This window comes from Erythrobacter sp. WG, from assembly GCF_026586795.1.
Lineage (GTDB): Bacteria > Pseudomonadota > Alphaproteobacteria > Sphingomonadales > Sphingomonadaceae > Erythrobacter.
Genome location: NZ_JAPFGY010000006.1, coordinates 21,958 through 45,375, shown reverse-complemented (window position 1 = coordinate 45,375; position 23,418 = coordinate 21,958). Strand labels below are relative to the sequence as shown.

27 protein-coding genes are annotated in these 23,418 nt (G+C 68.8%); 3 read left to right on the top strand and 24 right to left on the bottom strand.

Annotation, left to right across the window (positions count from 1 at the left end):
• The first annotated feature begins 12 nt into the window (after positions 1–12).
• Together lysA and OPU67_RS04705 are read left to right on the top strand one after the other, a co-directional pair.
• On the top strand, positions 13–1,272 hold the full coding sequence (lysA, locus tag OPU67_RS04710) for a diaminopimelate decarboxylase (RefSeq protein ID WP_267617937.1): 1,260 nt from the start codon (positions 13–15) through the stop codon (positions 1,270–1,272).
• Between the two features lie 7 nt (positions 1,273–1,279).
• A complete protein-coding gene (locus OPU67_RS04705; RefSeq protein WP_267617936.1) occupies positions 1,280–2,173 on the top strand; it encodes a precorrin-2 dehydrogenase/sirohydrochlorin ferrochelatase family protein in 894 nt (297 codons plus the stop codon).
• A gap of 83 nt (positions 2,174–2,256) precedes the next feature.
• Here OPU67_RS04705 and OPU67_RS04700 read toward each other — a convergent pair whose 3' ends face one another.
• The 23 genes from OPU67_RS04700 to OPU67_RS04590 all read right to left on the bottom strand — a co-directional run bounded on the left by OPU67_RS04700 (position 2,257) and on the right by OPU67_RS04590 (position 22,095).
• Positions 2,257–3,282, bottom strand: a complete 1,026-nt coding sequence (locus OPU67_RS04700) for a winged helix DNA-binding protein (RefSeq protein ID WP_267617935.1) — start codon at positions 3,280–3,282, stop codon at positions 2,257–2,259.
• 150 nt (positions 3,283–3,432) lie between these two features.
• Complete coding sequence (locus tag OPU67_RS04695) at positions 3,433–4,200, bottom strand: hypothetical protein (protein ID WP_267617933.1); 768 nt, start codon at positions 4,198–4,200, stop codon at positions 3,433–3,435.
• Positions 4,201–4,244: 44 nt separating this feature from the next.
• Entirely contained in the window at positions 4,245–5,036 is a 792-nt protein-coding gene (locus OPU67_RS04690) for a DNA adenine methylase (RefSeq protein WP_267617932.1), read from the bottom strand.
• A gap of 128 nt (positions 5,037–5,164) precedes the next feature.
• The gene (locus OPU67_RS04685) at positions 5,165–5,728 is read right to left on the bottom strand and encodes a host-nuclease inhibitor Gam family protein (RefSeq protein ID WP_267617931.1); all 564 of its coding nucleotides are present in this window, start codon (positions 5,726–5,728) and stop codon (positions 5,165–5,167) included.
• An 11-nt stretch (positions 5,729–5,739) separates the two neighbouring features.
• Positions 5,740–6,003: a hypothetical protein gene (locus tag OPU67_RS04680; RefSeq protein WP_267617929.1), complete on the bottom strand. Its 264-nt coding sequence runs from the start codon at positions 6,001–6,003 to the stop codon at positions 5,740–5,742.
• Complete coding sequence (locus OPU67_RS04675) at positions 6,000–6,389, bottom strand: hypothetical protein (protein ID WP_267617928.1); 390 nt, start codon at positions 6,387–6,389, stop codon at positions 6,000–6,002. The genes OPU67_RS04680 and OPU67_RS04675 overlap by 4 nt, the downstream gene beginning before the upstream one ends.
• A 13-nt stretch (positions 6,390–6,402) precedes the next feature.
• Positions 6,403–6,804: a hypothetical protein gene (locus OPU67_RS04670; protein WP_267617927.1), complete on the bottom strand. Its 402-nt coding sequence runs from the start codon at positions 6,802–6,804 to the stop codon at positions 6,403–6,405.
• Between the two features lie 9 nt (positions 6,805–6,813).
• Positions 6,814–12,471, bottom strand: coding sequence for a phage tail protein (locus tag OPU67_RS04665; protein WP_267617925.1), 5,658 nt, complete (start codon positions 12,469–12,471; stop codon positions 6,814–6,816).
• Positions 12,464–12,880: a DUF6950 family protein gene (locus OPU67_RS04660; RefSeq protein ID WP_267617924.1), complete on the bottom strand. Its 417-nt coding sequence runs from the start codon at positions 12,878–12,880 to the stop codon at positions 12,464–12,466. The genes OPU67_RS04665 and OPU67_RS04660 overlap by 8 nt, the downstream gene beginning before the upstream one ends.
• Entirely contained in the window at positions 12,877–13,524 is a 648-nt protein-coding gene (locus tag OPU67_RS04655) for a hypothetical protein (RefSeq protein WP_267617923.1), read from the bottom strand. Before OPU67_RS04655 ends, OPU67_RS04660 begins: the two co-directional genes overlap by 4 nt.
• Positions 13,521–14,219: a hypothetical protein gene (locus tag OPU67_RS04650; RefSeq protein ID WP_267617921.1), complete on the bottom strand. Its 699-nt coding sequence runs from the start codon at positions 14,217–14,219 to the stop codon at positions 13,521–13,523. Before OPU67_RS04650 ends, OPU67_RS04655 begins: the two co-directional genes overlap by 4 nt.
• Complete coding sequence (locus OPU67_RS04645; protein ID WP_267617920.1) at positions 14,216–16,507, bottom strand: phage tail length tape measure family protein; 2,292 nt, start codon at positions 16,505–16,507, stop codon at positions 14,216–14,218. The genes OPU67_RS04650 and OPU67_RS04645 overlap by 4 nt, the downstream gene beginning before the upstream one ends.
• Complete coding sequence (locus tag OPU67_RS04640; RefSeq protein WP_267617919.1) at positions 16,500–16,760, bottom strand: hypothetical protein; 261 nt, start codon at positions 16,758–16,760, stop codon at positions 16,500–16,502. Before OPU67_RS04640 ends, OPU67_RS04645 begins: the two co-directional genes overlap by 8 nt.
• Before the next feature lie 2 nt (positions 16,761–16,762).
• Positions 16,763–17,248, bottom strand: coding sequence for a hypothetical protein (locus OPU67_RS04635; RefSeq protein ID WP_267617918.1), 486 nt, complete (start codon positions 17,246–17,248; stop codon positions 16,763–16,765).
• 16 nt (positions 17,249–17,264) lie between these two features.
• Positions 17,265–17,867, bottom strand: a complete 603-nt coding sequence (locus tag OPU67_RS04630; RefSeq protein WP_267617916.1) for a hypothetical protein — start codon at positions 17,865–17,867, stop codon at positions 17,265–17,267.
• A gap of 4 nt (positions 17,868–17,871) precedes the next feature.
• Positions 17,872–18,303 (bottom strand): hypothetical protein, encoded by a 432-nt coding sequence (locus OPU67_RS04625; protein ID WP_267617915.1) that lies wholly within the window; start codon positions 18,301–18,303, stop codon positions 17,872–17,874.
• Positions 18,296–18,751 carry a hypothetical protein gene (locus tag OPU67_RS04620; protein ID WP_267617914.1) on the bottom strand — a complete coding sequence of 152 codons (456 nt, stop codon included), beginning with the start codon at positions 18,749–18,751 and terminating at the stop codon, positions 18,296–18,298. The genes OPU67_RS04625 and OPU67_RS04620 overlap by 8 nt, the downstream gene beginning before the upstream one ends.
• Complete coding sequence (locus OPU67_RS04615; RefSeq protein WP_267617912.1) at positions 18,751–19,098, bottom strand: hypothetical protein; 348 nt, start codon at positions 19,096–19,098, stop codon at positions 18,751–18,753. The genes OPU67_RS04620 and OPU67_RS04615 overlap by 1 nt, the downstream gene beginning before the upstream one ends.
• Before the next feature lie 79 nt (positions 19,099–19,177).
• Complete coding sequence (locus tag OPU67_RS04610) at positions 19,178–19,744, bottom strand: hypothetical protein (RefSeq protein WP_267617911.1); 567 nt, start codon at positions 19,742–19,744, stop codon at positions 19,178–19,180.
• A gap of 1 nt (position 19,745) precedes the next feature.
• Positions 19,746–19,970, bottom strand: a complete 225-nt coding sequence (locus OPU67_RS04605) for a hypothetical protein (RefSeq protein WP_267617910.1) — start codon at positions 19,968–19,970, stop codon at positions 19,746–19,748.
• Between the two features lie 2 nt (positions 19,971–19,972).
• The gene (locus OPU67_RS04600; RefSeq protein WP_267617908.1) at positions 19,973–20,350 is read right to left on the bottom strand and encodes a hypothetical protein; all 378 of its coding nucleotides are present in this window, start codon (positions 20,348–20,350) and stop codon (positions 19,973–19,975) included.
• Positions 20,351–20,376: 26 nt separating this feature from the next.
• The gene (locus OPU67_RS04595) at positions 20,377–20,640 is read right to left on the bottom strand and encodes a hypothetical protein (protein WP_267617907.1); all 264 of its coding nucleotides are present in this window, start codon (positions 20,638–20,640) and stop codon (positions 20,377–20,379) included.
• A gap of 138 nt (positions 20,641–20,778) precedes the next feature.
• Positions 20,779–22,095: a phage major capsid protein gene (locus tag OPU67_RS04590; RefSeq protein WP_267617906.1), complete on the bottom strand. Its 1,317-nt coding sequence runs from the start codon at positions 22,093–22,095 to the stop codon at positions 20,779–20,781.
• Between the two features lie 192 nt (positions 22,096–22,287).
• Here OPU67_RS04590 and OPU67_RS04585 point away from each other — a divergent pair, with 192 nt between their 5' ends.
• On the top strand, positions 22,288–22,545 hold the full coding sequence (locus OPU67_RS04585) for a hypothetical protein (protein WP_267617905.1): 258 nt from the start codon (positions 22,288–22,290) through the stop codon (positions 22,543–22,545).
• A 129-nt stretch (positions 22,546–22,674) separates the two neighbouring features.
• Here OPU67_RS04585 and OPU67_RS04580 read toward each other — a convergent pair whose 3' ends face one another.
• Positions 22,675–23,409 (bottom strand): HK97 family phage prohead protease, encoded by a 735-nt coding sequence (locus OPU67_RS04580; RefSeq protein WP_267617904.1) that lies wholly within the window; start codon positions 23,407–23,409, stop codon positions 22,675–22,677.
• Positions 23,410–23,418 lie beyond the last annotated feature (9 nt).

Below are 23,418 nucleotides of genomic sequence, written 5' to 3'. Positions count from 1 at the left end.
CCCCTTCCCCGCATGGACCATTTCACCCTCAAGGACGGCGTGATGCACGCCGAAGACGTGCCGCTGCCGGCCATCGCCGCGGCGGTCGGCACCCCTGTCTACGTCTATTCGCGCGCCACGCTGGAACGCCACGCGCGGGTGTTCCGCGAGGCGCTGGCGGACGTGCCCGACAAGCTCATCGCCTTCGCGGTCAAGGCGAACCCCAACCTCGCGGTGCTCAAGGTGCTGGGGCAGCAGGGCATGGGCGCGGACGTCGTGTCGGTCGGCGAAATGCGCCGCGCGCTGGCGGCGGGGATTGCACCGGACATGATCGTCTTCTCGGGCGTGGGCAAGACCGCCGCCGAGATGGTCGCCGCGCTCGAGGCGGGGATCGGCCAGTTCAACATCGAGAGCGAGGAGGAGGGCGTCGAGCTCGCTGAGCTGGCGGCGGCGCGGGGGCTGACCGCACAGTGCACCTTGCGCATCAACCCCGACGTCGACGCCGGCACCCACGACAAGATCTCGACCGGCAAGGCCGACAACAAGTTCGGCGTGCCGATCAGCGAGGCGGGGCAGATCTTCGGCAAGCTGGCGGGCCTGCCGGGGGTGAACTTGCGCGGGGTTGCGGTGCATATCGGCAGCCAACTCGCTGATCTTGCTCCGCTCGAAGCAGCCTTCGCAAAACTTGGCGCGCTGGTGCAGGCGCTGCGCGGGGCAGGGCACACGATCACCCATGTCGACCTCGGCGGCGGCCTCGGCGTGCCCTACCGGGTGGGCGAGGTGCTCCCCGCGCCGGCGGCGTATGGCGCGATGGTTGCCCGGGTGACGCGGGACTGGGGCGTCAAGCTGATCTTCGAGCCCGGCCGCGTGATCGCGGGCAATGCGGGCGTGCTGCTGACCCGCGTGGTGCGGGTCAAGCGCGGGATTCGCGATCCTTTCGTGATCGTCGATGCGGCGATGAACGACCTTGCCAGGCCCGCTCTCTACGGCGCCTATCACCATTTCGAGGCGGTCGAGCCCCGGGGCGCACGCATGACCGCCAACATCGTCGGCCCGATCTGCGAGACCGGCGACACCTTCGCCATGGGCCGGGAGTGCGACCTGTTGGAGGCGGGCGATCTCGCCGTGTTCCGCACCGCGGGGGCCTACGGGGCGACGATGGCCTCGTCCTACAATTCGCGCGGTTTCGTGGCTGAGGTGCTGGTGGATGGCGACCGTTTCGCGGTTGTCGCCGACCGCATCGAGGCGGGCGCAATCATGGATGCCGAGCGCGTCCCGGAATGGCTCGCCTGAGGCCCCTGTGAGCGGCATTGCCAGCCTGCCGCTGTTCCACACAATCGCGGGAAAACAGGTGCTTGTGCTGGGTGACGGCCCGGCGGCCGAGCCCAAGCGGCGGCTGGTCGAGCGGGCCGGGGGCGTGATCGTCGAGGATTTCGCCCGGGCCGTGGACGAGGGGGTGCGGATCGCCTTCATCGCCTTCGAGGATCCCCTTGCGTGCGAGGCGGCAGCGATCAATGCGCGCTGTGCGGGGATGCTCGTCAACGTCGTCGACCGCCCAGAATTGTGCGATTTTACAATGCCTTCCATCCTCGATCGTGACCCGCTGCTGATCGCGATCGGGACCGGGGGGGCCTCGGCGGGGCTCGCCAAGCACGTGCGGCTGCGGCTCGAGCGGGTGCTGCCCGGAACGCTCGGCGCGCTCGCCCGGGCGCTCGAGACCGCGCGGCCCGTCCTGCGGCGGCGTCTGCCCGAGAGCACCGCGCGGCGGCGGGCGGTGGACGCGGCGCTGCGCGAGGGAGGCCCGCTCGATCCGCTCGATCCGCAGGCTTTTCAGCGAGTTGCCGCCTGGGCCGAGGGGGCGGGAGGCGCGCTGAAGGGCCAAGTGCAGGAGGTGGTGCTGACCAGCGCCGATCCCGAGGAGCTGACCTTGCGGCAGGCCCGCTGGCTCGGCGAGGCGGATGTGCTGTGGCTTGACGGGGAGGTCCCCCCGGCGATCCTCGCCCGAGCCCGCGCCGATGCCGAGCGCCGGATGTTTCACGTGAAACAGGGGGGCAAGGAGGGGTCTGGAGGCGGTCTGGCGGGGGTCAAGCCCGGGCCAAGCGCGGGCAAGGCGGGGTCTGGGGCCGGTCACGGGGAGCCTGGCGACGGCCTCACCGTGATCCTGCGCTGGCGACCGGGTGAGACCGAGGTCTAGGGAGTTGGCCCGCGTGGCCGCTGGCGGGGAGCCCCCACCCCCGACCCCTCCTCCAAGGAGAGGGGAGCGATGGCCCCGCCCAATCAGGCCGCCTGCAACACCGGCAGCCGCAGGCTCGCGAAATAGCCCGACATCGCGGCGAGCGCCTTGTCGCTCAAGGCAATGAAGGCGCGGCGGCGGTCGGCGGGGTCGGGCACGCGCACGAAGATGCCGCTTTCGACCATCTGGGTAATCCAGCGCAGCGCCGTGGTCGCCGGGACACCGGCAGCGATGCACAGCGAGGAGACCGACACACGCCCGCCTTCCCCGTGCGCGGCGGTGAGATCGAGCAGCATATCCCACGCCGGATCGCCGAACAGCGCCGGATCGAAGAAGCGGTTCCGCGCCTGGCGATTGGCGATGATCTGACGCACCACCTGCGGATCGGGCAGCGGCACGGCACGCGAAGCCGGCGCCTGGCCGAAGCTCCCTGCGAGCGCCGTCTCGGCCGGGCGATAGTCGCGCCGGAACTCGCCGAAGGCGCTGCGCTCTTCCGCCGGGGCCCCGCCATGGCCGAGCCGATCGAGCGAATGGGCGATCGCCTCGACCTGTTGCGAGAGGCGCAGCAGGGCGAGGCGGTCCTCTTCGCCCATTTCCCTGAGGCGCGCCGCCCCCGCCTCCCCCATCACCCGGCCGACCGCGATCACGCGTTCGGCCCGGCTGGGGCTGACGAGGATCTGCGGCGCCGACTGATCGAGCACCGCGAATACATCGTCGAGGCCTGCAAGGTTGGTGCCGACGATCAGCTTGGCCCCCGAACGCGCCACGCGCATATCGAGCCGGGCGAGGCCCGCCAGCATCATCGCGTCGATCCCGCGCGAGCCGGTGACCGGACAATCGACCACCACCACATCGCCCAGGAGCGCGATCGGCCCTTCGAGCAGGGCGCGCACCGGGCCGCCGTCGATGCACCGGAACCCCGCCCCGCCGAGATCCCCCGCGACCTGGCGGCGCTGCCCTTCGTCCTCCCCGAAGATCGCGACCCGCGCAGGCAGGCCGGCGCCGTCATCGGCGCAGCCATAGGCAAGATCATCGGGAAAAGCGGTGCCAGTGGCAGGGGAGTTCAGCATCGACTCGACTCCAGCAGTGTTGGAACGAGTGTAGAACAAATGGGGATCAGGTCAAGGTTATCCTACTCCTGCGCCGCAATCGCGCAGCCCGCCGCCTCTGTAGCGGGGCGCGAGCTTCTGGAGTCTTTGACAAGAGCGATTAGAGCACTCTCAAGGCGTGGGGATCGGGATAAGCTGTAGCGCTGATGGCAGCGGCAGCTTCCTCTTTAAGCCGTCCGTTCGCCGCTGCATCACGATGGCTTCCCCTTCGAGAGTGAGCTGGACCATCGGCATAGCGTCATCGAGCCTTGCGACGTTCTGATCAGTGAGGCCAAGTACACCCGAACCGTAAGCAGCGACCATGCGGTTATGATCATCGGTCTCCTTCTTCAGCTCCTGTGTGATCCGCTTGATCTGCGCTGGCTGATCTGCAGCCTGCAACTCTCCGAGCAGCCGCAGGATCTGTCGAGCATGGACCTTCGGGCTGCCATGAGAGAATGCTTCAAGGTTCGAAATGCCCGAGACGCCACCATTCGCCGCTCTATCTAGAGCCGCACGCGCCTTGCTATCGAGCTCATTCAGCGCCTCCTTGATATCGGTAATTGCCTGAAGGCCTTGATCCACCAGAGTCTTGTTCGCAGCGTCCTTAATCGAGGAACGCAGCTCCAAGTAGGCCAGCCGAAGAGCCGCCAAGCGCTCTGCCTCCTCCCGCGCCTCGAAAATCCTCACCTTCAAATGATAGTCGACACCGAGATGACGCCGACCACAGTCGTGGCCGACGAGCACCTCGGTTCCTGTCGTCAACAAGCGAACCCGCCACCCCTTGGCGAACTTCGGTGAGTTCGGCGAGCAGATGTAGCAAGTGTGCTCCTTCTGCGTGCCCGTGATCTTTGCGACGATCTCGAAACCGCCTTCGAGCAAATCAATCCGGTCCTGCATAGCGCCCCTCGAGTGATCGCCCCCCCACGGAAGGCAACGTCGATCTATGGCCCCGAGATTATCAGCTCCCTCGCCGGAGTCACGGCGCCGCTGGCGCGATAATTGAGGGAAACCTCCTCCATCTCGAACCCGGCGAACAGCTCGCGCACCTCAGGGCGGTCGTTGAGGCTCAGGATAAAGCGTCCCTGAAGCTTGCCTAAGAGGTCTCTCAGACGCTCGAAATCGGCTGGTGAGAAGATGTCCTTCCCATAGTCATCAGTGTGCCCCCAGTAGGGCGGATCGCAGTAGAACAGCGTCCCCGGCCGGCTGTCATAGCGCTCGATGCAGGCGCCGAAGTCGAGGCACTCGATGAGCACGTCCTCGAGCCGCTCGTGCACCGCCTCCAGCATCGGCTCCAGCTTGCTGAGGCTCCAGCGCGGCCGGGCGTAGTCGATGCCGAAGGTGCGCCCCATCCCGCCGAAGCCGGTCTTCTGGAGGTAGAGGAAGCGCGCCGCCCGCTCGAGGTCGGTGAGCTGGTCGGCCGGGGTCGCGCGGAGCCGCTCGAAATCGGCCCGGCTGTAGAGCTGGAACCTCAGCACGTCGAGCAGCTGCTGGTAGTGCCGCTGGAGGATCCGGAAGAGGTTCACGACGTCACGATTCACGTCGTTGATCACCTCGAGCTTGGGCCGCGCCGGACGGCGGAAGAACACCCCGCCCATGCCGACGAAGGGTTCGACATAGCGGGTGTGGGGCGTGGCCGCGATGCGCTCGGCTATGCGGCGTGCGAGGGCGCGCTTGCCGCCCAGCCACGGAGCAACCGGCTGGACAGGGCGCACGGCAATCAATCCTTCTTTCATCACTTGCACCTTAAGGCAGGCTCCGCCGCTTGCGGCCGGGGGAGCCGACGGGCCGGTCATGACGGCCCCAGGTGCGAGACTGCCTTCTCGCGGCTCGGGCTGTTGCGACCAGCCCAGCCACCCCCGTTTCAGGAGGCGGCGATCTCCTTCTTCAGCTCATCCTCGTCGAGGCCGGTGTCGATGAAGAACTCGTCGGTCTGCTCGACGCTCAGCACCCGCGCGAAGGTCGCGCCAGCCTCGGCGTCGGCATCGGCGAAGACGGCCTTGATCACCGCCTGCCTGTCGAGGTCGACCTTCGTGCGCAGGAAGTCCTTCGCCCGGTGCCAGCGCAGCCCCTGAAGGAAGGCGACCACGTCGCCAATCTTCACCCCGCGCTTCAGCTTGACCGCCGGCGGCGTGAGCCGGATGCCGATCTTCGCACCCGCAAGCTCGGCCGAGCGGCGGCCCTTGGCGAGCTCCTCCTTGCCGTTCGCCTCCCACCATGCCTTCAGCCCGGCGAAGAGCGGCTTGGCCTCTGCCTCCAGCTCGGCCAGGCGCTGGTCGCGCTGGCCGGCGATCCGGTCGATCTCGGCGGCCGCGGCGAGCCGCTCCAGCGCCTTCTCACGCTCGATCTGGACGTATTCGGCAGCCATCAGTGCGGCCTCGGCCGTGCTGGTGGGAGCGGGGGCGGCGACAGACTTGCGACGGGGCATAGAGCTTCTCCTCAGATCGGTTTAGCGGCGGCTGCGGTGAGCCCGCCGAGGGTCCAGAAGGCGAGGTCGATCCATGGGTCGCGCTTTGCAAAGTGCGGCGGGATCTCGGCCAGCGCGATGCGCGAGCCACCCGCCTCGCTCAGCTCGCGCACCAGCCCGATGCCGAGCCCCGCCAGCGCGCCGCCCAGCGCGCCGAGCTGGGCGAACAGGCTCAGCAGGCCGAGCGCCACCGCGAAGTGGGCGATCTGGTCGGTGATACGGGGGTGGAACCTCACTGGTCGCCCTCGGCCGGCTGCTCGGATGCGACCGCCGGCGCCTCGAACCCCGGCTCGACCTTGGGGTCGCCGGCCGCCTCCGCGTTGCCGCCGCGTGCGATGCGCCTGGCGACGCCGGAGATCTGCGCTGCGCGGTGCGCCTTGCCGTAGAAGTTGTTCGCGCTCACGAACCGCGCCAGCCCGTCGAGCAGCTCGACACCCTCGGCCGGCAGATCAGCCCGGGCGGCATAGAGCGCTTCCAGCGCGGTGATGATGCCGCCCAGCCAGTCGGCGCCGGCTAGCGCCTCGCTCAGCTTTTCGCGGGTATGATCGGGAAGGGCCGCGGCGTGCGCGCCGAAGAAGGTGAGCACGGCGCGGTTGGCGTCGAGGCCTGAGAAGGTAAGCATCGGTCGGGTCCTTTCAGTTGAGCAGCAAGCCGGCATCGGCCGCGGCGGAGATGCCGCGCGCCTGCCGGATGATGTCGGAGATGACGCGCGCCGCGCAGGCATCCAGCCATGCGGCAGGGTCAAAGGGCGTGTCGGCGTGGAACTGCCAGGCGTGGCTGGTCTCGGGGCCGAGCAGCAGCCGGCCGGCAATCCGCTCCACCGCGCCCTCGGTATCGATCAGGCTGGCAGAGATCCGCACCTCCACGCGCGCAGGCACCGCCGGGGCGTTGGGCTGGTGGAGACGGTCCTCGGTATCGCTGACCACGGGCGTGATGCGCACCCGGGCCAGCGGCCAGTCCGGCTCGCCCGTCTCGTAGGCGATCTCGTGCCATGTGTCGCTGCGGGCAAGGCCGGGATGATCGTCGATCCGCTTCATGTCGTCTCCTCAGGGCAGCACGTTCGGGGGGACATCACCGCCGCCGCCGCCCGTGCCCCAGCCGCCCGTGCCCCAGCCTCCCCCGCCGACGCCGCCGCCGGTGGCTGGCGGAGCCGAGACGTCCGGCGTCCTGACCCAACCCACGAACCGGCGACCGAAGCCGGTCAGGTCGTTGCGGTTGGTGGTGGCGACGTAGGATCGAGCCCCGCCGACGAAATCGGGGTTGAACTCATAGACGTAGTAGATCGTCGAGCCCGTCAGCCCGCCGATGCTGGCGGCCGAGAAACTGGTCGTTCCCTGGTCATCGAAGACCGTGTGCGCGTTGATGGTGATGGTCGATGTGTTGGTGAAATCGGTCGTGGCCGTGAGCGGGTTGGTGTCGAGCGTTTGCAGGATGCCGCTCGCCATGATCTGCGAGTTCAGACGGCGGCTCGCCGCACGCCCGGTACTCGGGTTGAGCAGGCTCACCACTGGCTGATCGACCGTGCGGTCGGCTGCCCGGTCGGACGGGCCGGAGCTGTACGGCAACCACTCCGTCTGCGAGGCAGGCACCTTGGTGACGAACGGTTGGGCAAAGAAGATGTAGGCCCAATCCCAGCTGATGATGCCTCTTGCCCACAACCTGACATAGCGGGCGTTGGCAGGTGCCGTGGCGAAGCCCGCCGACCGTGTCATGGTGGCTGGGTTGCCGTTGTTGGCACCAAGGTTCTCGGCGATCGTGTTGCCGCTCGCTTCTACGATGTAGTTGCCTGAGCCGTCGTAAAACCCGATCTGCGCGTAGGCGCTGCACCGGTGGGCTCCGAGCAGGCAGCTGAAGAAGACGCGTTCACCCGGCAGTACGGGAATGGCGAACCTCTTGAGGTCGGTCCCGATAACGAAGGCGTCGAACACGCTCCCGATGGGAGCGGTTCCCGGCCTCTCAGCATAAGCGACATTCATCTGCCCATGCCATCCGGGCAGGTTGAGGCCCCGGTTGACCGTGCCGCCTTGCGTGCCGTCCCACGCAGCATCCCAGCCCAAGAGGCCGTTCATGAAGTCGCTGTTGACGACCAAGTTACCCTGACTGAACGGCAGGGTCGCGGCGTTGCGGGTGGCGAGGTCGCCTTGGTTGACGATCGCCGCTGCCGCGTGGTTCTGCGTGCGGTTGGCTCCCCCTTCATCAGGCCAGCGGTTGCCCAGCAAGCTGGTGCTGTCGGGGCTAGCAACGTACCAGGGATTGATGCGCTCGACGCCCGCGACGGTAGTGAGGTCCGTGACGACTGCGGGCCTGCCCCAGATTTCCGAAGACCAAGCGACGTTACTCTTGGTCGCTAGCGCCCCCTGGTTGGCAATGGCCGAAGCTACGCGGTTCTCGGTGACATTCGCGCCGAACTCTCCGGGACGGAGGTCGTTCATGACCTGTCCGTTGTTGTATTCGACCTGATTGCCGAAGGTCCTGCCGAAGGCAGTCTCTGAGAACGGCGTTGCTTGCGCCCCGCGCTCAACCTTGATCGCCCACCAGACCGCGTCCTGATAGGCACCCGACGCCGAGAAGGTAGCCCGGCACACGAGGCGCAGCCATGCGGTGCCCGGAGGCGTGGTGAAACCGTTCGCCTCCCAGCGGTCGTTCGTGCCGTTGTAGCTGAGTGGGTGCCAGGACAAGGCCGTGTTGCGGGCTTGGTTCAAGCACTCGACGTAAGGCGAGAAGGTCGTGCCGGGACCGCCGTAGCCGGTCAGACCCACCGAGGTGAGCATGTTCTCGACGAATGGAATGTCGTAGAGCGGGAAGACCGTGTCTGCCGCACCGCCATTGGACCTCGCAAAAACGTAGGCGTCGCCGTCGAGGTACTGCGAACGAAAAGCCGCAAGACTGCCGCCTCCGCCCACCGCGTTGGCCCAGCCAATCTGTGCGGGGCTACGGCCATCGGAGGGAGCGAACGGGTAGGGAAACATGTTGGGGCGCACCATCGCCAGCTTGCTGACGGGCACGTTGGTCGTGGCCCACGGACCTTGACCCGCCACGGCAGAGGCTACCCGCGTCTCGGTGCGGTTGGAGTTGGCCTCCTCCGGCCAACGGCCACCCAGAAGGCTGTTGCTGTCCGGGCCGATCACGTACCAGGGGCTGATGCGGTCAACGCCAAGGTAGTTCGTGAGGTCGGTGACAACCGGTGGGCGTCCCGAGATCTCTGCCGCCCAAGCGACGTTGTTGCGGGTCGCGAGCGTGCCTTGGTTGACTATGCCCGCCGCGACCTTCCCCGCTGTCACGTCAGCGTTGTTCTCCGGCTTCCCGGCGCCGGTCACGCCCGCCCAGACCGCGCGCTGCGACGCGATCTGGGAGATCGCCTCGATCACCCGCTCCCGCCACGTCGCATAGTTGACGAAGCCCGCCACGAAATCGGCGCGCACGATGTTGGAGGTGTTGTTGGCGTCGAGGCCGACGGCGCTGAGATACCCGATGAGCGCGTCGTAAGCGGCCTGATAGTTGGTCCTGATGCCGGCATCGACGCCGAAGTCGATCGCCCGGTCGCGCCAGATCGGGAACTCTGCCTGAATGTTGGAGCGCCGCTCGCGCACGCTGATCTTCTCGCCGCGCGTGAGCCTGCCGTCGTTGGCGATGTTCTCGAGGTCGATCTTCGACTGCGCCGCATCGGCCTGCGCATTGGCGAGGTTCTGCTCGAGGATCGTGGGCGTGAGCCCCGGCCACGTCGCCCAGGGCGACTGGTTGGCAATGCCGGCGGCAACCTTGCCCGCCGTCACGTCGGCGTTGTCCTCGGGCCTGCCAGCCCCGGTCACGCCGGCCCATTGCGCCCGCTGCGCGGCGATCTGCGAGATCGCCTCGATCACGCGAGTGCGCCAGACCGCGTAATTGTTGAAGCCCGCGACGAAATCGGCGCGCACGACGGTGCTGTTGCTGTTCGCGTCGATGTTGATCGCCGCGAGGTAGGTCATCAGCGCGTCGTAGGCGGCCTGGTAATTGGTGCGGATCCCGACATCGACGCCGAAGTCGATCGCCCGGTCGCGCCAGATCGGGAACTCGCTCTGGATGTTGGTGCGCCGCTCGCGCACGCTGATCTTCTCGCCGCGCGTGACCACGCCGTCGCTGGCGATAGCGGTCAGGTCGGCCAGCGACGCTTCCGCATCGGCCCGCGCCTGCGCGAGCGAAGCCTCGAGCACCGCGGGCGTGAGCCCCGGCCAGGTCGCCCAGGGCGACTGGTTGGCGATCGCCGCAGCGGTGTTCTGGGCGGTCACATCGGCCGCGTCGAAGGCGTTGGGCCCCGGGGTGAAGGGCGGATGGAGGGTCTGTCCCGGCAGCGCCGACGTGACCATCGGCTCGGAGAACGCGACCTGCATGGTCCCCGCGCCGCTGCTGAAGCCGTAGAACTCGAGCCTGCCTGCGACAGCCCACGACGGCACATCGACAAAGAAAGAGACCACGCCGGCGCCGATGCTTCGCGGTTCACCGCTGATCGTGCCGATCTGCGTCTGCGTCACACCGTCAGCCTGGAAGCCCCAGATCGCGAGGGTCCATGGGCCTGCAGCTGGCCCCGCGTTCTCGACACGCGCCTGGACCGAGAGACGCTCACCGGGATTGAGCTTGAAGGCCGGTGTGGGAAGCGGGCCGTTGCCGATGCTGACCTGCTGGCCGGGCGCGGTGGCGGTTGCCGTAGCACGGAAGAACCGCAGGCCCTGGAACTCACCGTAGTCCACGGGCGCCGTCAGGCCGGCAGGATTGAAGAGCAACGCCCAGCCCCGGTTGCCCTCCATCCGCGAGAACGGGACGCGGTTCGCATTCGCCGTCTGGGTGCGGGTCGATCCGGCCTCGGCCGGCCTAAGGTCCGCGAAGGAGACGCCGTCCGGGTAAGCGAAATCGGGCAGCGCTGCTGGGCCGAGGACGCGGCGATCACCCAGGACGCCCTGCACGACATAAGAGATCGCTACCCAGTAAGATCCGCCACCGGGCACAGGGATTTCGATGCGCTCCAGGTCGGGGCGAGCGTTAGCGGCGAAGCTCCATTGGGCGTTGACGCCCGGCTCATCGCTCTGTTGCACGTACTCGACCACGATGCTCTCGGCCGCCGGATCATCAGACTGTCCGGTCACAAGCAAGGCAGGGACGCGGACACCCCCTGCGGCGATCTGCGTCGCATCCAGTGTCCAAGCGGCAATGCCCGGCGTAGCGACCACCGGCGGCGGTGCCTGGTTGCTTGCGATCACGCCGTCATCAAGCGGATCGGTGTCGCTGAACACGCTCGCCGAGATCTGGCGCAGGCTCAGCTGGTGGTGCCAGGCGCGGTCCGATCCCCATGCCTCGACGCGGAAGGTGCGCGTGGCCCCGCCGAAGCGCCGGTCGCTCTGCCAGGTGACCCAGTCGCCTTCCTCGATGGAGGCGAAGCGCGGCGGCAGGGTCACCGTCGCCCGGCCCCAGAGACGGCCCAGACGCCGGATGATCTCGGCGATGCGCTGCGCCTGGGGCTGGTTGGTGACGAAGTCGAGCGTGGGCTGCTGTTCGCGTGGGCCGCGGTCGGCGATCACGTCGGCGGTCTCGCGCCGCACCGGCGCGCTGCGCACGTTCCAGCGCTGCGCGGGATCCGTGAAGCGCGCAACCACGGTGTTGACCCAGCCATTGTCCTGCTGACCGAGGATGGCTCGGTTCCACGTCACCTTGCTGCCGACGATGATGTCCGCATCGGTGAAATGCGCAACGGGGGCGCGCGCCTGACCGGGATCGATCTCCACCGCACCTTCTGGCTGGCTGATCACCCCGCCGACCGCAGCCGCGAAATCGCTCTCGACGTCGATATAGGGTTCGCTGGCGGCGACGAGCCCGCCGATGGTGTAGCGCTTCTGCCCGTCGACCAGCTCGTCGCACAGATTGGCGCGGGCGAAGACGTTCTGCGGCGGCGCTTCGATCGCGCTGAGCCCGCGCCCGATGATCAGCATTCCCGGATCGTTGACCTGGTCACCGGCATAGATCCCGCGCACCCAGTTGTAGCGGATGACGATCGGGTTCTCGCTCCACTCCCACGTCTCCGCGTTGGTCCAGCGGTGCGGGCCGCTGCCACCCACGGTGCTGTCCTTCCGGGGATCGTAGCAACGCAGGCCGCGCACGACGAAGCGGAAGCGCGGACGGCCGCTGGTCCAGATCGGGTTCTTCGCCTTCTCGTCGTCGGCCTTGTAGGCGACCACCGCATAGGCAATCCCCCAGCCCCGATCGTCCGCGGTCCAGCCCGGGCCGTGATCGGTGAGGATCCACGGCACCTCCTGCCCCCAGGCGCCGTTGCGCCAGAACACCCGCAGCTGGCTGTTGAACCCGGGCACATCGCCGTCGCCAGTGTAGGCGACATAGGTGTCGTCGACGAAGAAGCCTTCGAGCGCGTCGCAGCGGTGATCGGCAAGCGCGATCACGAGCACCTCCCAGTCGGTGCCGTACTTGCCGCCATAATTGAACGCATCGACGAGGCTGCCGGCAGTTGCCGAGCGTCCGAAGATCGCCTGCCGGGGCTGCTCGCCGAGCTGCAGCCCCGCCGCCGCGGCGCTGCGGCGGCCTGCGCTGCCACCGACCGGCAGAAGCGCCGCCCCGATGGTCAGCGCCGCCGTGATCGCGAAGCTGGCAAGCTGTCCCAGTCCCGGGATGAAATTGACCGCGATCGCCGCGATCTGGAGGATCGGCCTGAGGACCTTACTCATCGGCAGACCCCCGGGCATCGATCGACCAGGCGATCGTCATCTCGCTGCGGGGCAGACGCTCAAGGCCGCGCGTCGCCGGGCCGACCAGCATCTCGCCCTCGATCACCATTAGGCGGATCCCGAACAGCGGATCGGGCACGCCGGCGATGTCGCCGCGCTGCGCCAGCGCCGGCGGCACGCGGTCGAAGCGCGCGTCGAGCGCAGCCTCGAGCCCGCCTTCAGCACTCACCCGCTCCCTCGCCTCGCGCAGGTTCGCCCAGCTACCGAGCCCTGCCAGCGGATCGCTGCCGGTCTGTGCCTTCACGCAGGCCGCGGCAAAGCTCACGCAGTCGCGCCCGCGCCGCCAGCGGAACCGGCTGAGCCTGCGCGCCTCGATCGCCTCGATGAGAGCGGTGCGGTTGCGGCTCACCGGGCCACCTCGTTCGGGAAGCTGCCGTCGATCCCGCCGCCGAAACCGCCGCCCACGCCGGGGAGCGAGGAGCCGGCACGCGCCGGACGCCGCCCGCCCCAGTACAGCGTCTTCTCACCAGCATATGAGACGTTCTTGAAGAAGCCGTCAGACGGGTTGATGAGGCGCTGGTCGGCATCGGACCGCATGCGCCCGCCACTCCGGCCGAGGCCCTTGGCGGCGGTCTCCAGCTGCGCGACAATCGCGGCCGTCCCGCCGACCTCCTCCTCGGTGCTGAGCGTGTCGAGCCGCCCCCGTGCCCAGACGTTGAAGCCCAGCAGGGTATTGCCGGTCTGGTCGAAGATCAGGCGCCACAGCACCGCGGGCGCGCCGGACAGGTCCTCCGCCTCGAGCAGCTCGAGCGTCGCCGGCTCGATGCCTGACAGCGTCAGGGTGATGTTCTGTGCCGCATCGCCCAGCGCGCCGCCCGCCACCTGAACGAGGCCGCGGTCGCCGATCGGCTCGAAGGTGCGTCCGTCGAAGGTGATCGGCGCCCACCCGCCCCACACGCGCACGATCGGATCGCAGGCAATCTCCACCGCACCGGTGACGATGGCGGTGCCGGCTTGCAGGGCGGCGAGGGCCGAGGGCGGCAGCGTCTTCATGGCCGCAGGTCCTGGATGGCCGTGATGGTCCCGCCGGAGAGGATGCCGGCAACGCCGATCGGGCCGAGCTGGCTATCTTCCGGCACGAGCTGCATCACCACGGCAGGATTATCGAGATGCGCGATCGCACCCGCCGGCACGAGGCTGGTGTTGAGCGGCGGCTCGACGGTCACCAGCGCCTGCCCCGCTCCGTTTGCCGTCGCCGGCAGCACCGCGCGGGCCATGGTCCGCCGCATCATGTTGCCGGCCGCCGCGTCGGCCGCGTCCCAGCGGAAACCGATCATGTCGCCGGTGCTGATCTGGAGGCCAGCGGGAAGGCCATTGAGCGTGATGCGCGCATCGCCTGCGCTGTCGGTCAGCTGCAGCCAGCTGGTGGCGGTCCCGTCGAAGGGCGTGCTGGTCCCGGCCCGCACCATTCCGGCGAAGCCGAAGCGGTAGAGCTTCGGCAACCGCCGCTTGGGATCCACGGCGTAGAACCGCCGGATGCGCCCGCGCAGCCGGTCGAAGAAGGCCTGCCACAGGTCGGCGCTGTCGGGATCGCTGCGATCGAGCTCGTAGCGCGCCGACCACAGCGGCCAGCCCGACTGCACACCACCTTGCCGGCCGCTCGCTTCCGGCGCACCGAAGTCCACCCGCTCGATGTCGAATCGCACCCGTGCGATCCCGCTCGGCGTATCGGGCTGAAGCAGGATCATGGCAGCACCCTCCGGTCCTTCGCCTCGCGCACGGTGGTGACGATCTGGCCGGGCAGCTCGGACTGGAGGCGGTCGAGCCGCGCGTTGAGCCGGGCGATCGCCGCCGCGTCGGCGCCGGTCGCATCGACGGCGATGGTGATGGGCACCGTCGTGCCTGCACCCCCGCCAGAGCCCAGCAGCGCGCGGGTCTTGGAATTCGACAAGATGCCCAAGCCGTCCGGGCCGGCATAGGCCAGCTCCGGCCCCTCCTCGCCGACGATGCCGAACTTGCCGGTCGGGATGGTGCCGCCGCGCGCAAAAGCGCCGGCGAACTTACCGCCCTTGAAAGCGTTCTGTCCGACCCCGCCGCCCGAAGAGCCAAAGCTGCCAGCTGCTGCGCCGCCGAGGCCGCCCAGGATCCTGCCGAACAATCCTCCGCCGCCACCGCCGCCTTCGGAACCGAACAGTGCATTGGCCAGCGGCCTGATCACCGCCTGCTGGATCGCGATGCGGAGCAGGTCAGCGATGATCTGGTCGGCCACGCGCTTGAAGGCCTGGCCGAGGTTCTCGGCACCCATGATCGCATCGGTCAGCCCGTCGTTGAGCGCCTCCAGCCCGTCGATCTTGATGCCGTCGAGCGCCTCGTTGATCATGCCCGGCGTGGCATTGAGCCCGCGCATGTAGCGCTCGACCTCGGTCTCGTTCTGCCGGCCGACGGCTGCACGCCGGGTTCCGGCGGTGGCGCCCAAAGCATCGAGCGCGATCTGGGCGCGCTGCTTCTCGGCGGCGGTGGCGACCTGCGAGGCGATCACGGCCTCGAGCTTCGCCTTCAGCGCGGCGTCCTCCGCTTCGAGGATCTGCAGCGCGATCGCCTTCCTTTCCTTCTCGGTGTCGGCGAGCTGGAGTTGCAGCTGCAGGGCATCACGCTGGGCGTTGTACTGCTCGTCGGCGAGCAGCTGCGCCTCGCGCTCGATCTGCGCCATCCGCTCGCGGGCGATGACCTGCCCCTCGAGGCCGATATTAGCCGAGACGATGAGGTTGCCCTGCTCGTCGAGCTTCGGGGCAATGCCGAGCAGCGCCTCGACCTGCGCGATGAGAGCGTCCTTCCGCTTCCGGCCGAGATCGCTGGCCTCGATCTCAGCGATCCGCTGCTCGCGCTCGAGGTCGAGAAGCTGCACCTGGATTGCAGCGCGCTCCTCGGCGTCGGTGGCGAGCGAGAGCTTGGCCTGCAGCGCCTGGCGCTCGAGGTTGAAGGTCTGGTTGTCGAAGTCCTCGGCTTTCTGCGCCTCGGTGCGCTCGCGCGGTCCCCGGCTCCCCCGGTTGCTCCGGGTGCGCTGAGGGCCGAGGATCCTGCGCCCGGCAGCGGCATCGCCGTTGAGCGCCGCCTGGGTCTCCTCGAAGACCTTCACGTTGGCGTCCTCGACGGTGAAGTTGGTGATCGCCTGGGTGGCGCGGAAATAGGCTTCCTGGCTGATCCTTCCGGCCTTCAGTCGGCTCTCGAGCGAGCCGATGGCGAAGCTCGCGCCGATGTCGCCCTTCTGAAAACCGGTGACCACGTCCTCGGTCCCGTCGCCCTGGCGCACCATCCTGATGCCGCCGCCGAAACCGCCCTGAAGGGTCAGCTCGCCGCGGCGGATGTCGTTCATCGTACCCTCGGCCTCGGCGCGGCGCTGCATGGCGCCGATCCGGCCGGCCGCCGCCTGCGCCCGGGCGAGCGCCAGGAGCGCCTGCGACTGGGCGTCGATCTTGCCGGTGGTCTTTTCGAGCACCGAGCCGAGGATGTCCTGCGCGTCGCTCAGCTTGCTGCTCGCGAACTCGACGCCCTCCAGCGCGTCCTCGGCCTCGAACAGCTTGCCGATGAACGGGGTCAGCACCACCACCGCCGAGGTGATCGCGATCCCCCACGGGCCGCCGAGGAAAGCGGCCAAGCGGCTCGTCCCGCCCATCATCATCTGGACCGACTGGATCACCTGCCCGGACTGCGAGGCGAAGATCTGCATCGGCCGCGCGCCCAGAGCGAACATCGTCGCCATGTCGTTGAGCTGGAAGCTCAGCTGCTGCATGCCGGCGCGCTGCTGGTTTGCCGACTGCACGACGCGCTGCCCGGCGTGCTCGAAGCCGGCACTCATCTGTTGGGCGCTCTGGCCGGTGCGGGTCATCTCGGTCGCGAGCTGGGCCGAGCTGCCCTTGGTCTTGTCGAGCGTCTGCCCCAGACGGTTCGCCTGACCCTCGGCGCGGGTCACGCCCTGGGTGAAGCCCGCGTCATTGGTGCGCAGGTCGAGCAGCGCCTCGCCGAGCTTCTCAGCCATGGCCCACCCCGCCCAGCCACGCCGCGCGATCGGCGATCTCCGGCGCGGCCTCTTCGCTCACGCCGATGCCCATGCCGGCGAGGTCCTGCGGATCGGCGCGCGCCGGTGCAGGCTCGCGCTCGCCGCGCGCCTTGCGCTCGAGACGCGCGATCGCGGCCTGCCTATCGAGCTCGTTCTCGAAGGTCAGGTTGTTGGTGAGCGCCGCGCGATTGATCGCGGCCAGCGTCTCGCCCGCCTCGATCCGCGGGATCATCTTCAGGAACGCCCGAACCACCGCCGCAGGCGTGCGGTGAAGCCAGTCGCCGATGCTCCCGCCGTAGAAACGGACGAGCCGGGGGAGAATGATGCCCCAGTCAGGCTCCCAAGGCCGTTCGGTATCGGACCAGTCGCTGTCGTCATCGCTCCTGCCACCTTCAGCTTGGTCCGCAGCAGGAGCCCGGTAAAAACATCGATGATCGCCCATCGATGGGTGCCGGAGAGGCCGGCGAAGACCTCGTCCGGCACGTCGACGAGGATCGCCCGCGCCATCGTCGCCACCAGCGCGTCCAGCTCCTCGGCGATCTCCTCGCCGCCGTCAGCCTGCAGCTCCTCGAGCCGCTTGCCCCAGCGGCCGAAGCGCAGGCTTTCGGCCACGCTCAGCTCGTCGGTGTTGCGCAGCTCGAAGGGCTTGCCGTCGATGGTGATGAAGGGCCGCTCGACGATCGTGCCGAGGTCGAGCAGCGGGGCGCGGGCGTTGTCCATCGGTCAGGCGCTCCGCTCAGAGGCCGGGCAGGTGCGCGGCGCGGATCACGCCGAAACGCTCCTGGGCATTGGTCGCGGCGAGGTTCTCGAGCGCCTCGAACTGGAGCGCGAGGCCGGCGCCGGTCCCGCCCTTGCGGAACACCGGGGCAGGCGCGCCCGACTGGAAGCAGCGCGGGATCTCGAACTGCATGCCCAGCGCCTCGTTGTAGGGCGACAGGCCGCGGGCGAGCAGCGCGTACTCCTTGGTCAGGCCCGGCGCTTCGCTGAGGCCGATCCGCTTGGTGCCGGGCTGCCCGGTCGCCGGCGCGACGGTGGTGATGGTGTTGCCGTTGAGCGCGAGCGCATACTGCTCGAGCGTGATGTCGAGCAGGGTGACACCGAACATCAGGTCTTCCTCGCTGAGGAAGGCCTTGACCGGGCCGGTGGCGCCAGCAGTGCGGACCTTGTCGTAGGTCTTGCGGTGGGTGACGGTGACGCCGCCGTTCTCGTAGTTGCGATCGCCGTTGGTGCCGACCAGCGTCCAGCCCACGCCCGGCGCGGCGGAGATCGTGGGGAAGGCGGTGCCGATCGGGGCGACCCACAGGGTCAGCGGGGCGCCGATGATTTCAAAGGGGGTCATGATATTACTCCTCGATTGTCAGCAGGCCGTGCATGACCTGGAAGGACTGGAACTGGCGGGGCCACTCGGTCTCGGGCTCGCGGCCGGAGAGCGAACCGCTCGCCGCGTTGACCCAGTGCAGGAGGCAGCCGGCGTGGACGCTCCGCTCCAGACGGCGCAGGGCGAGCGCGGCGGCGCGCATCACTCGGGCCGCCTCGCGCGGGGTCTCGCCGAAGGCGAACAGGTCGACGCGCTGGGTGTCGTGCTCGAGCCTGCTCTCGCCGGTCAGCGAGATCCCGCCCGAGCCCCTGATGACGATCGCCTTGCGCGGCATGGAAGCCGTCTCGGCCGCGGGCAGCTCGCCGGCGAAGATGCGCGAGGCCGTCAGAACCGCGACCGCGGGAATGGTCTTCAGATAGGCGACGAGGCCGCCTTCGAGATCGGCCGTCTCAGACATCGCTCACGCCTCCCTGAGAAGGTCCTGAAGCCTTCTCGAAAGCGGCCCTGATGTTGCTGGCGAGCTTCGGATAGACCGCATCGGCAGCCGGCCGCAGGTAGGGGCGCGGCGGGATGCGGACGCTCTTGACGAAGCGGAAGCTGCCGTCGGGCTGCGGGATCTTCAGCGCCTTGGCGCGCACCGGCACGATCACTCCGCCCAGCTCATGGATCAGGGCGTAGCGCACGTCGGTCGATCCCCAGGTGCCGACCACCCCGGCCCCGTCCTCGCGGGCGGGCGCGACGATGTTGATCGACGCCTCGAGCCGGCCCTGCCGGTTCTGCCAGGTGTGGTTGCGCCGGGCGTGCCGGGCCGCCTCCGACATCGTCGCGTTGACGCCGATCTTCTGCGCCTCCCGCATCCGCGCGGTGAGCGCCGGGCCGTTCCATGTGAGGCTCTCGCTCGCCATCAGGCAATGCGCTCCAGCGCGGCTTCGCGGTGGGTGTGCTTGAACTGCACCGGGCCCTCGACCTTCAGCCGGCCGGGGATCAGCGTGCGGCCGAGCCGGTCCATGACGATCGCGATCTCGTCGTCCGCTCTCAGGTCCGCGTCGCGGCCGATCATGATGCCGAAGGTCTCGGTGCTGGTGCTCTTGGTGCCGTCGGCCCGCTCGCTCGCGGCCTTCGACCACACGAAGCACGGCAGCGCGGCATGGTGCACGGTGAAGGCCGGCGCGACAGGGTTGCCCCAGCTGTCGATGCCGGTTGCGGTGTTGCGCTCGACCCGGGCGAGCATGGTGAGGCGGCCGGCGATCACGATCGGCTCCGAAGATCGCTGAGCAGCTCGAAGGTCACCCAGGCGGCAATCGCGGCGAAGGCGGAGATGACGGCGCGCCTCATGCCATCATCATCCCGCGCCGGTCCTCGAGCGTGCGCAGGATCGCCTCGCGATCGGCGGCCATGTCGCCCGAGAGGGTGAACTGGTAATCGCCCGCCCGCTCGCTCCGCAGCGCGCCGCGGTAGCTGAGGTCGAGGGCGATGAGCTTGATGGTCACCTCGTCGCGCGCGGCGGCGAGACCGACCGGCGTGTAGGTGACCCGCACCAGCGGCGCCCAGTAAGGCAGGCCGTTCGGCCCGCCGGTGAGGCGCTGGAGCGTGCGGCCGCCGTGGGTGAGCCGGAAGTCGGAAGGCGCCAGCACCTTCTCGTCGGCGGCATTGCCGGTGTTGCCCGGATCGATCTCGGTCACGGTGATCGGCTGCGCGACATCGGCCGGGCGGGTGAGGCGCAGCGTGGTGCGAAAGCGCGAGGCGGGGTCCAGCGGATCGCCCAGCTCGACCGTGATCGCGCCCGCCCCGCCGAAGCGAGCGTCGAGCTCGAGCGCGATCGCATCGATCATCGCCTCCAGCTCCTCGTCCGGCAGATCGGTCGCGACGCGCAGGCGGACACGGTCGAGCAGGGTCATGTCAGGCGGCCTCCGCCCGGGCCGCAGCCTCGGCAGGCCCGTCCGCAGGCATCGCGATCACCAGCACGTCGTGCGAGGCATCGGCGGTCACGTCGTGCTGACTGAAGGCGGGCACACGCGCCACCTCGGTGAACTCGGCCCCTTCGACCGGTTCGCCATCCTGGCGCGGGTAGGAGAGCACGGCTGCCGCGCTCTCCCCCGTGATGATGCGGACGGTGATCGACACGATCAGGCCGCCTTGGTCTCGCCGTCGCCGGCGGCCTTGGTCTCACCGCCCTCGGCGGGCTTGTTCTCGCCCTCGACGGCGGGCTTGGTCGCGGCGGACTTGGCCGGCTTGGTCGCGGCGGACTTGGCCGGCTTGGTCGCGGCGGGCTTGGCCGGCTTCGACTGGGCGCCAGCGGCGCTCTTGGTCTCGGTCTTCGGCTCGGCCGCCTTCTTCGACTTCAGCTTGCCGTCGACCAGGCCAAACTTCTTGGCCATCTCCTCGGGGATCTCGTCGCCCTCGGTGGCGTAGAGGAAGGCGGCGCGCTCGTCGCCGTCGGCGACCAGCTGCTCCTTGTCGGCGGTCAGGTAAAGCCGCTCGGCGGCGATCACGTTCTGGGACATGGTCGTGTTCTCCTTTGGAAACTGGATCACTGGGCCTTCGCCCAGGTCACAACGAGGTGCAGGCCGGTGGTGTTGACCGCCGCCATCGCGATGCGCCCCTCGCTGCCGGCGGGTATCGAGGCGTTCGCCATGCGATCGGTCGGCACCGGAGGGTTGGCGCTGGTGACCGAGACGACGCTCAGCAGCGTGTCGCCGTGGCGAATGCCGGGGACGGCGATGTTGCCGATCGGTCCGCCGGGGACGACTGCATTGGCGACCGTGCGGTTGAAGCCTGACTGGGTAATGGACATGGGGCTCTCCTGAAGGGGCTTGCCGGGCGGCTCGGGGAAAGAGCCGCCGGGGAAGCCGGGGCCGGTGCAACAGGGGGGGAACACCGGCCCCAGCGGAGTTGCGACCGGGCGGGGGCGTTGCCCGGTCGCGGGGGCTCATCACATGCCGGTGACGGTGTGGAAGGCCGCCGGGCGGAACAGCACCAGCGCGGCGCGCATGTCGGCCCGCATGGTGCGGATGCCCTGCGTGAACTGGCTGCCGGTGTAGCCGACCTGGATGTCGATGCCGCGGCGCTCGAACAGGGTGATCCAGCTGGGCTCGAAGCTGCCGACCAGCGAGGTGTTCTCGGCGATCGCCTCGTTCTGCACCACCGGCAGGCCCCACAGGCGCTCCGGACCGCTCTCCATCGGCGAGCCGAAGATATAGATCCCGTCTGCGGTGCGGGTCAGGCGGATGTCCTGCCAGTCGAGCGGGTGGATCACGTGGTGGGTCGGCAGGGCCCGGCCGATCGTGCGGATGCGGACCATCGCCTTGTAGAGCGCGTCCATCTGCGGATCGGTGCCGCGGGCGAGCGTCTGGATGCCGACGGTATTGAGGATGCCGCGCATGTTGGGCGCGGTGCCGTTGCCGGTCATCGCCTGGCCGTCGAGCCGCTGGCGCACGCCGTAGGCGAGGCGGGAGTTGGCGTAGCTCTCGATCAGCGCCACGTCCTCGAGCTGCTCGTCGGTCACCGGCAGGCTGTCGGTGATCTTGACGACGCTGATCGAACGCTGGGTGAAGACGAAGGTGCTCTCGGCGAAGGCCGCGCCTTCCGCGGCCTCGGCCGCGGCGTGGGTGCGGGTGGTTTCCTCCATGTAGGGCACCGCCGCCTGGCTGACATTGCCCATCGGCAGGATGTCGAGCAGCTGGATCGGGCGGGTGACCGCCTCGACGAAGCCCGGGAGGCGGATGCTCTCCGGCGCGAAGCCGGAGGTGGTCGCCATCAGCGCCTTGCTGCCCATCGTCTCGAAGGCCGCCGCCTTCGCGAGGAACTCCGAAGGCAGCATGTCGCCGAACTGCACGGTCGCGCCTTGGGGCGAGCGCTGGCCGTACCATTCCTTGAACTCGGGCGAGTTGACCAGCTGCTCGCCGATCGACTTGAACTGGTTGCGGTTGGCGGGCTGGCCGCCCTGCCCCTGGCCGGGGTGGACGAAACCCGGACGGGCCTTGCCGCGCGCGGCGAAGTCGGCGGCGGCCTTGTCGGCCTCGCGGAAGGTCTCGACGTGCTTGGCCAGCTCGTCGGCTTCGGCGTTGAGCGCCTTGACGTGCTCGGCCACGGCGATCGCGTCGCTCGCGCCGGACACGACGCTCACGGCCTTGCTGTAGTCATAGCCGTCGTCGGTCCTCGCCGCCTCGAACACCTTGGCGAGATCGGCCTGGCGGGTCTGGAGCTTTTCCTCGGCCTCCTTGCGGGTGAGGTTCTTGATATCGGACATCGCGTTTTCTCCACTGGGGCCGAGCCGGGCAGGCCCGGCTGAAACCGGTGGAGACGTATTGACGGCATGGGCGCGCGCGCTCGCCCCGGACAGATGTCCGGGCGCGTGGATTGCCGGCGATGCGGGGATGCCAGCTACCTAGCGGCAAAGCGGCCGATGGGCAATTGCCACCGCGCCTGCTAGGCGCCGGCCATGCGAGACCTCGACGAGCTGCGCAGGACATTCATTCGGATCGAGCACCTGCCCGACTTCCAGCCCGATCAGCGCATCTGGTGGATCTATGTCCGCAATGCCGCGATCGAGGTTGTCTCCCGCGCCGACCTTCCCGAACTCCAGGCCGCGACCGACCTCGTTCAGGACTTTCCCGAGAAGCGGCCGATGGAGCGTGAGCGGTGGCTTGCGTTTCGCGAGGCCGTCGGCCTGTTCCTGGCGCAGACATCATCGGAGTAGGCGTCGGGCGACAGGGCCTCAAGCAGCGAAGCGATAGGCCAGCCATGCAGCACGCAGCTGAAACACCCCTTAGGGCCGATTTCAGAGGCCATAAGAAGCCCGTCACCCCGTTTTGGCGGGGGACGGGCCTCAAATCGATCCTGAGGCTTTCTGGCGGCTCCTAGCGGGGGCGAACTTCAGGCGCGCTTCGCGGGTCATGTGCCGGGCGATCTCGTTCTCGATCGCGGCCTTGGCCCTGGCCGCGGTTTCCGGCTCTTCCGGGTTGAGCGCCGCACCGATCCGGGCGTGGATCTCCTCCAGCTGCTTGCGTCCGGTTGCGGTGAGCGCCTGGGGATCCTGCTTCAGCGCCTCCGCCAGCTCGCCAAGCCCGCCGATCAGCGGCGCGAAGCCGGCCTCCTTCAGCTCCTTCATGGTCAGCGTGCCGGTGTTGCGCCCGGCGCCGCGCAGCACGGTCGAGACCTCGTGGACGTCGAGCCGCTTCAGCACCCGCACCCGGTCCTCGCCGCGCACCTGGAAGTCGGCGTCGATCACGTTGAACCCGTAGGAGTACTCCTGCACCGCCTTCCCAGTGGCGAGGTCGAAGAGGAGCGTCTTGTGCCAGTCCTGCCCGGCGCGGGTCTCGAGGTTGAGGTGCAGCTCGGCGAAAGCGATGTCGCCCTCCTCGTAGACCCGGGCCTTGCCGAAGGGCATCTTGTAGCGATCGTGCTGGTGGATCAGCGCGCACCACTGCTCGCCGCCCTTCCAGCTGAAGGCGCCGGGCGCATAGGTGTCGCCGTCGTGATCCACCTCGGTGAGGCGCGCGAGGATCGCGAGACCCTTGCCGGTCTCGCCCATCTCGGTGACGGTCAGGTTCTTGGTCTGCATGGTCGGGCT

Excerpts from the sequence above, each read along its gene's own strand:
- lysA (WP_267617937.1), top strand. The coding sequence starts at position 13 with ATGGACCATTTCACCCTCAAGGACGGCGTGATGCACGCCGAAGACGTG.
- OPU67_RS04700 (WP_267617935.1), bottom strand. The coding sequence starts at position 3,282 with ATGCTGAACTCCCCTGCCACTGGCACCGCTTTTCCCGATGATCTTGCC.
- OPU67_RS04695 (WP_267617933.1), bottom strand. The coding sequence starts at position 4,200 with ATGCAGGACCGGATTGATTTGCTCGAAGGCGGTTTCGAGATCGTCGCA.
- OPU67_RS04690 (WP_267617932.1), bottom strand. The coding sequence starts at position 5,036 with ATGAAAGAAGGATTGATTGCCGTGCGCCCTGTCCAGCCGGTTGCTCCG.
- OPU67_RS04685 (WP_267617931.1), bottom strand. The coding sequence starts at position 5,728 with ATGCCCCGTCGCAAGTCTGTCGCCGCCCCCGCTCCCACCAGCACGGCC.
- OPU67_RS04675 (WP_267617928.1), bottom strand. The coding sequence starts at position 6,389 with ATGCTTACCTTCTCAGGCCTCGACGCCAACCGCGCCGTGCTCACCTTC.
- OPU67_RS04670 (WP_267617927.1), bottom strand. The coding sequence starts at position 6,804 with ATGAAGCGGATCGACGATCATCCCGGCCTTGCCCGCAGCGACACATGG.
- OPU67_RS04665 (WP_267617925.1), bottom strand. The coding sequence starts at position 12,471 with ATGAGTAAGGTCCTCAGGCCGATCCTCCAGATCGCGGCGATCGCGGTC.
- OPU67_RS04655 (WP_267617923.1), bottom strand. The coding sequence starts at position 13,524 with ATGAAGACGCTGCCGCCCTCGGCCCTCGCCGCCCTGCAAGCCGGCACC.
- OPU67_RS04650 (WP_267617921.1), bottom strand. The coding sequence starts at position 14,219 with ATGATCCTGCTTCAGCCCGATACGCCGAGCGGGATCGCACGGGTGCGA.
- OPU67_RS04645 (WP_267617920.1), bottom strand. The coding sequence starts at position 16,507 with ATGGCTGAGAAGCTCGGCGAGGCGCTGCTCGACCTGCGCACCAATGAC.
- OPU67_RS04640 (WP_267617919.1), bottom strand. The coding sequence starts at position 16,760 with ATGATCCCGCGGATCGAGGCGGGCGAGACGCTGGCCGCGATCAATCGC.
- OPU67_RS04635 (WP_267617918.1), bottom strand. The coding sequence starts at position 17,248 with ATGGACAACGCCCGCGCCCCGCTGCTCGACCTCGGCACGATCGTCGAG.
- OPU67_RS04630 (WP_267617916.1), bottom strand. The coding sequence starts at position 17,867 with ATGACCCCCTTTGAAATCATCGGCGCCCCGCTGACCCTGTGGGTCGCC.
- OPU67_RS04625 (WP_267617915.1), bottom strand. The coding sequence starts at position 18,303 with ATGTCTGAGACGGCCGATCTCGAAGGCGGCCTCGTCGCCTATCTGAAG.
- OPU67_RS04620 (WP_267617914.1), bottom strand. The coding sequence starts at position 18,751 with ATGGCGAGCGAGAGCCTCACATGGAACGGCCCGGCGCTCACCGCGCGG.
- OPU67_RS04610 (WP_267617911.1), bottom strand. The coding sequence starts at position 19,744 with ATGACCCTGCTCGACCGTGTCCGCCTGCGCGTCGCGACCGATCTGCCG.
- OPU67_RS04600 (WP_267617908.1), bottom strand. The coding sequence starts at position 20,350 with ATGTCCCAGAACGTGATCGCCGCCGAGCGGCTTTACCTGACCGCCGAC.
- OPU67_RS04595 (WP_267617907.1), bottom strand. The coding sequence starts at position 20,640 with ATGTCCATTACCCAGTCAGGCTTCAACCGCACGGTCGCCAATGCAGTC.
- OPU67_RS04590 (WP_267617906.1), bottom strand. The coding sequence starts at position 22,095 with ATGTCCGATATCAAGAACCTCACCCGCAAGGAGGCCGAGGAAAAGCTC.
- OPU67_RS04585 (WP_267617905.1), top strand. The coding sequence starts at position 22,288 with ATGCGAGACCTCGACGAGCTGCGCAGGACATTCATTCGGATCGAGCAC.
- OPU67_RS04580 (WP_267617904.1), bottom strand. The coding sequence starts at position 23,409 with ATGCAGACCAAGAACCTGACCGTCACCGAGATGGGCGAGACCGGCAAG.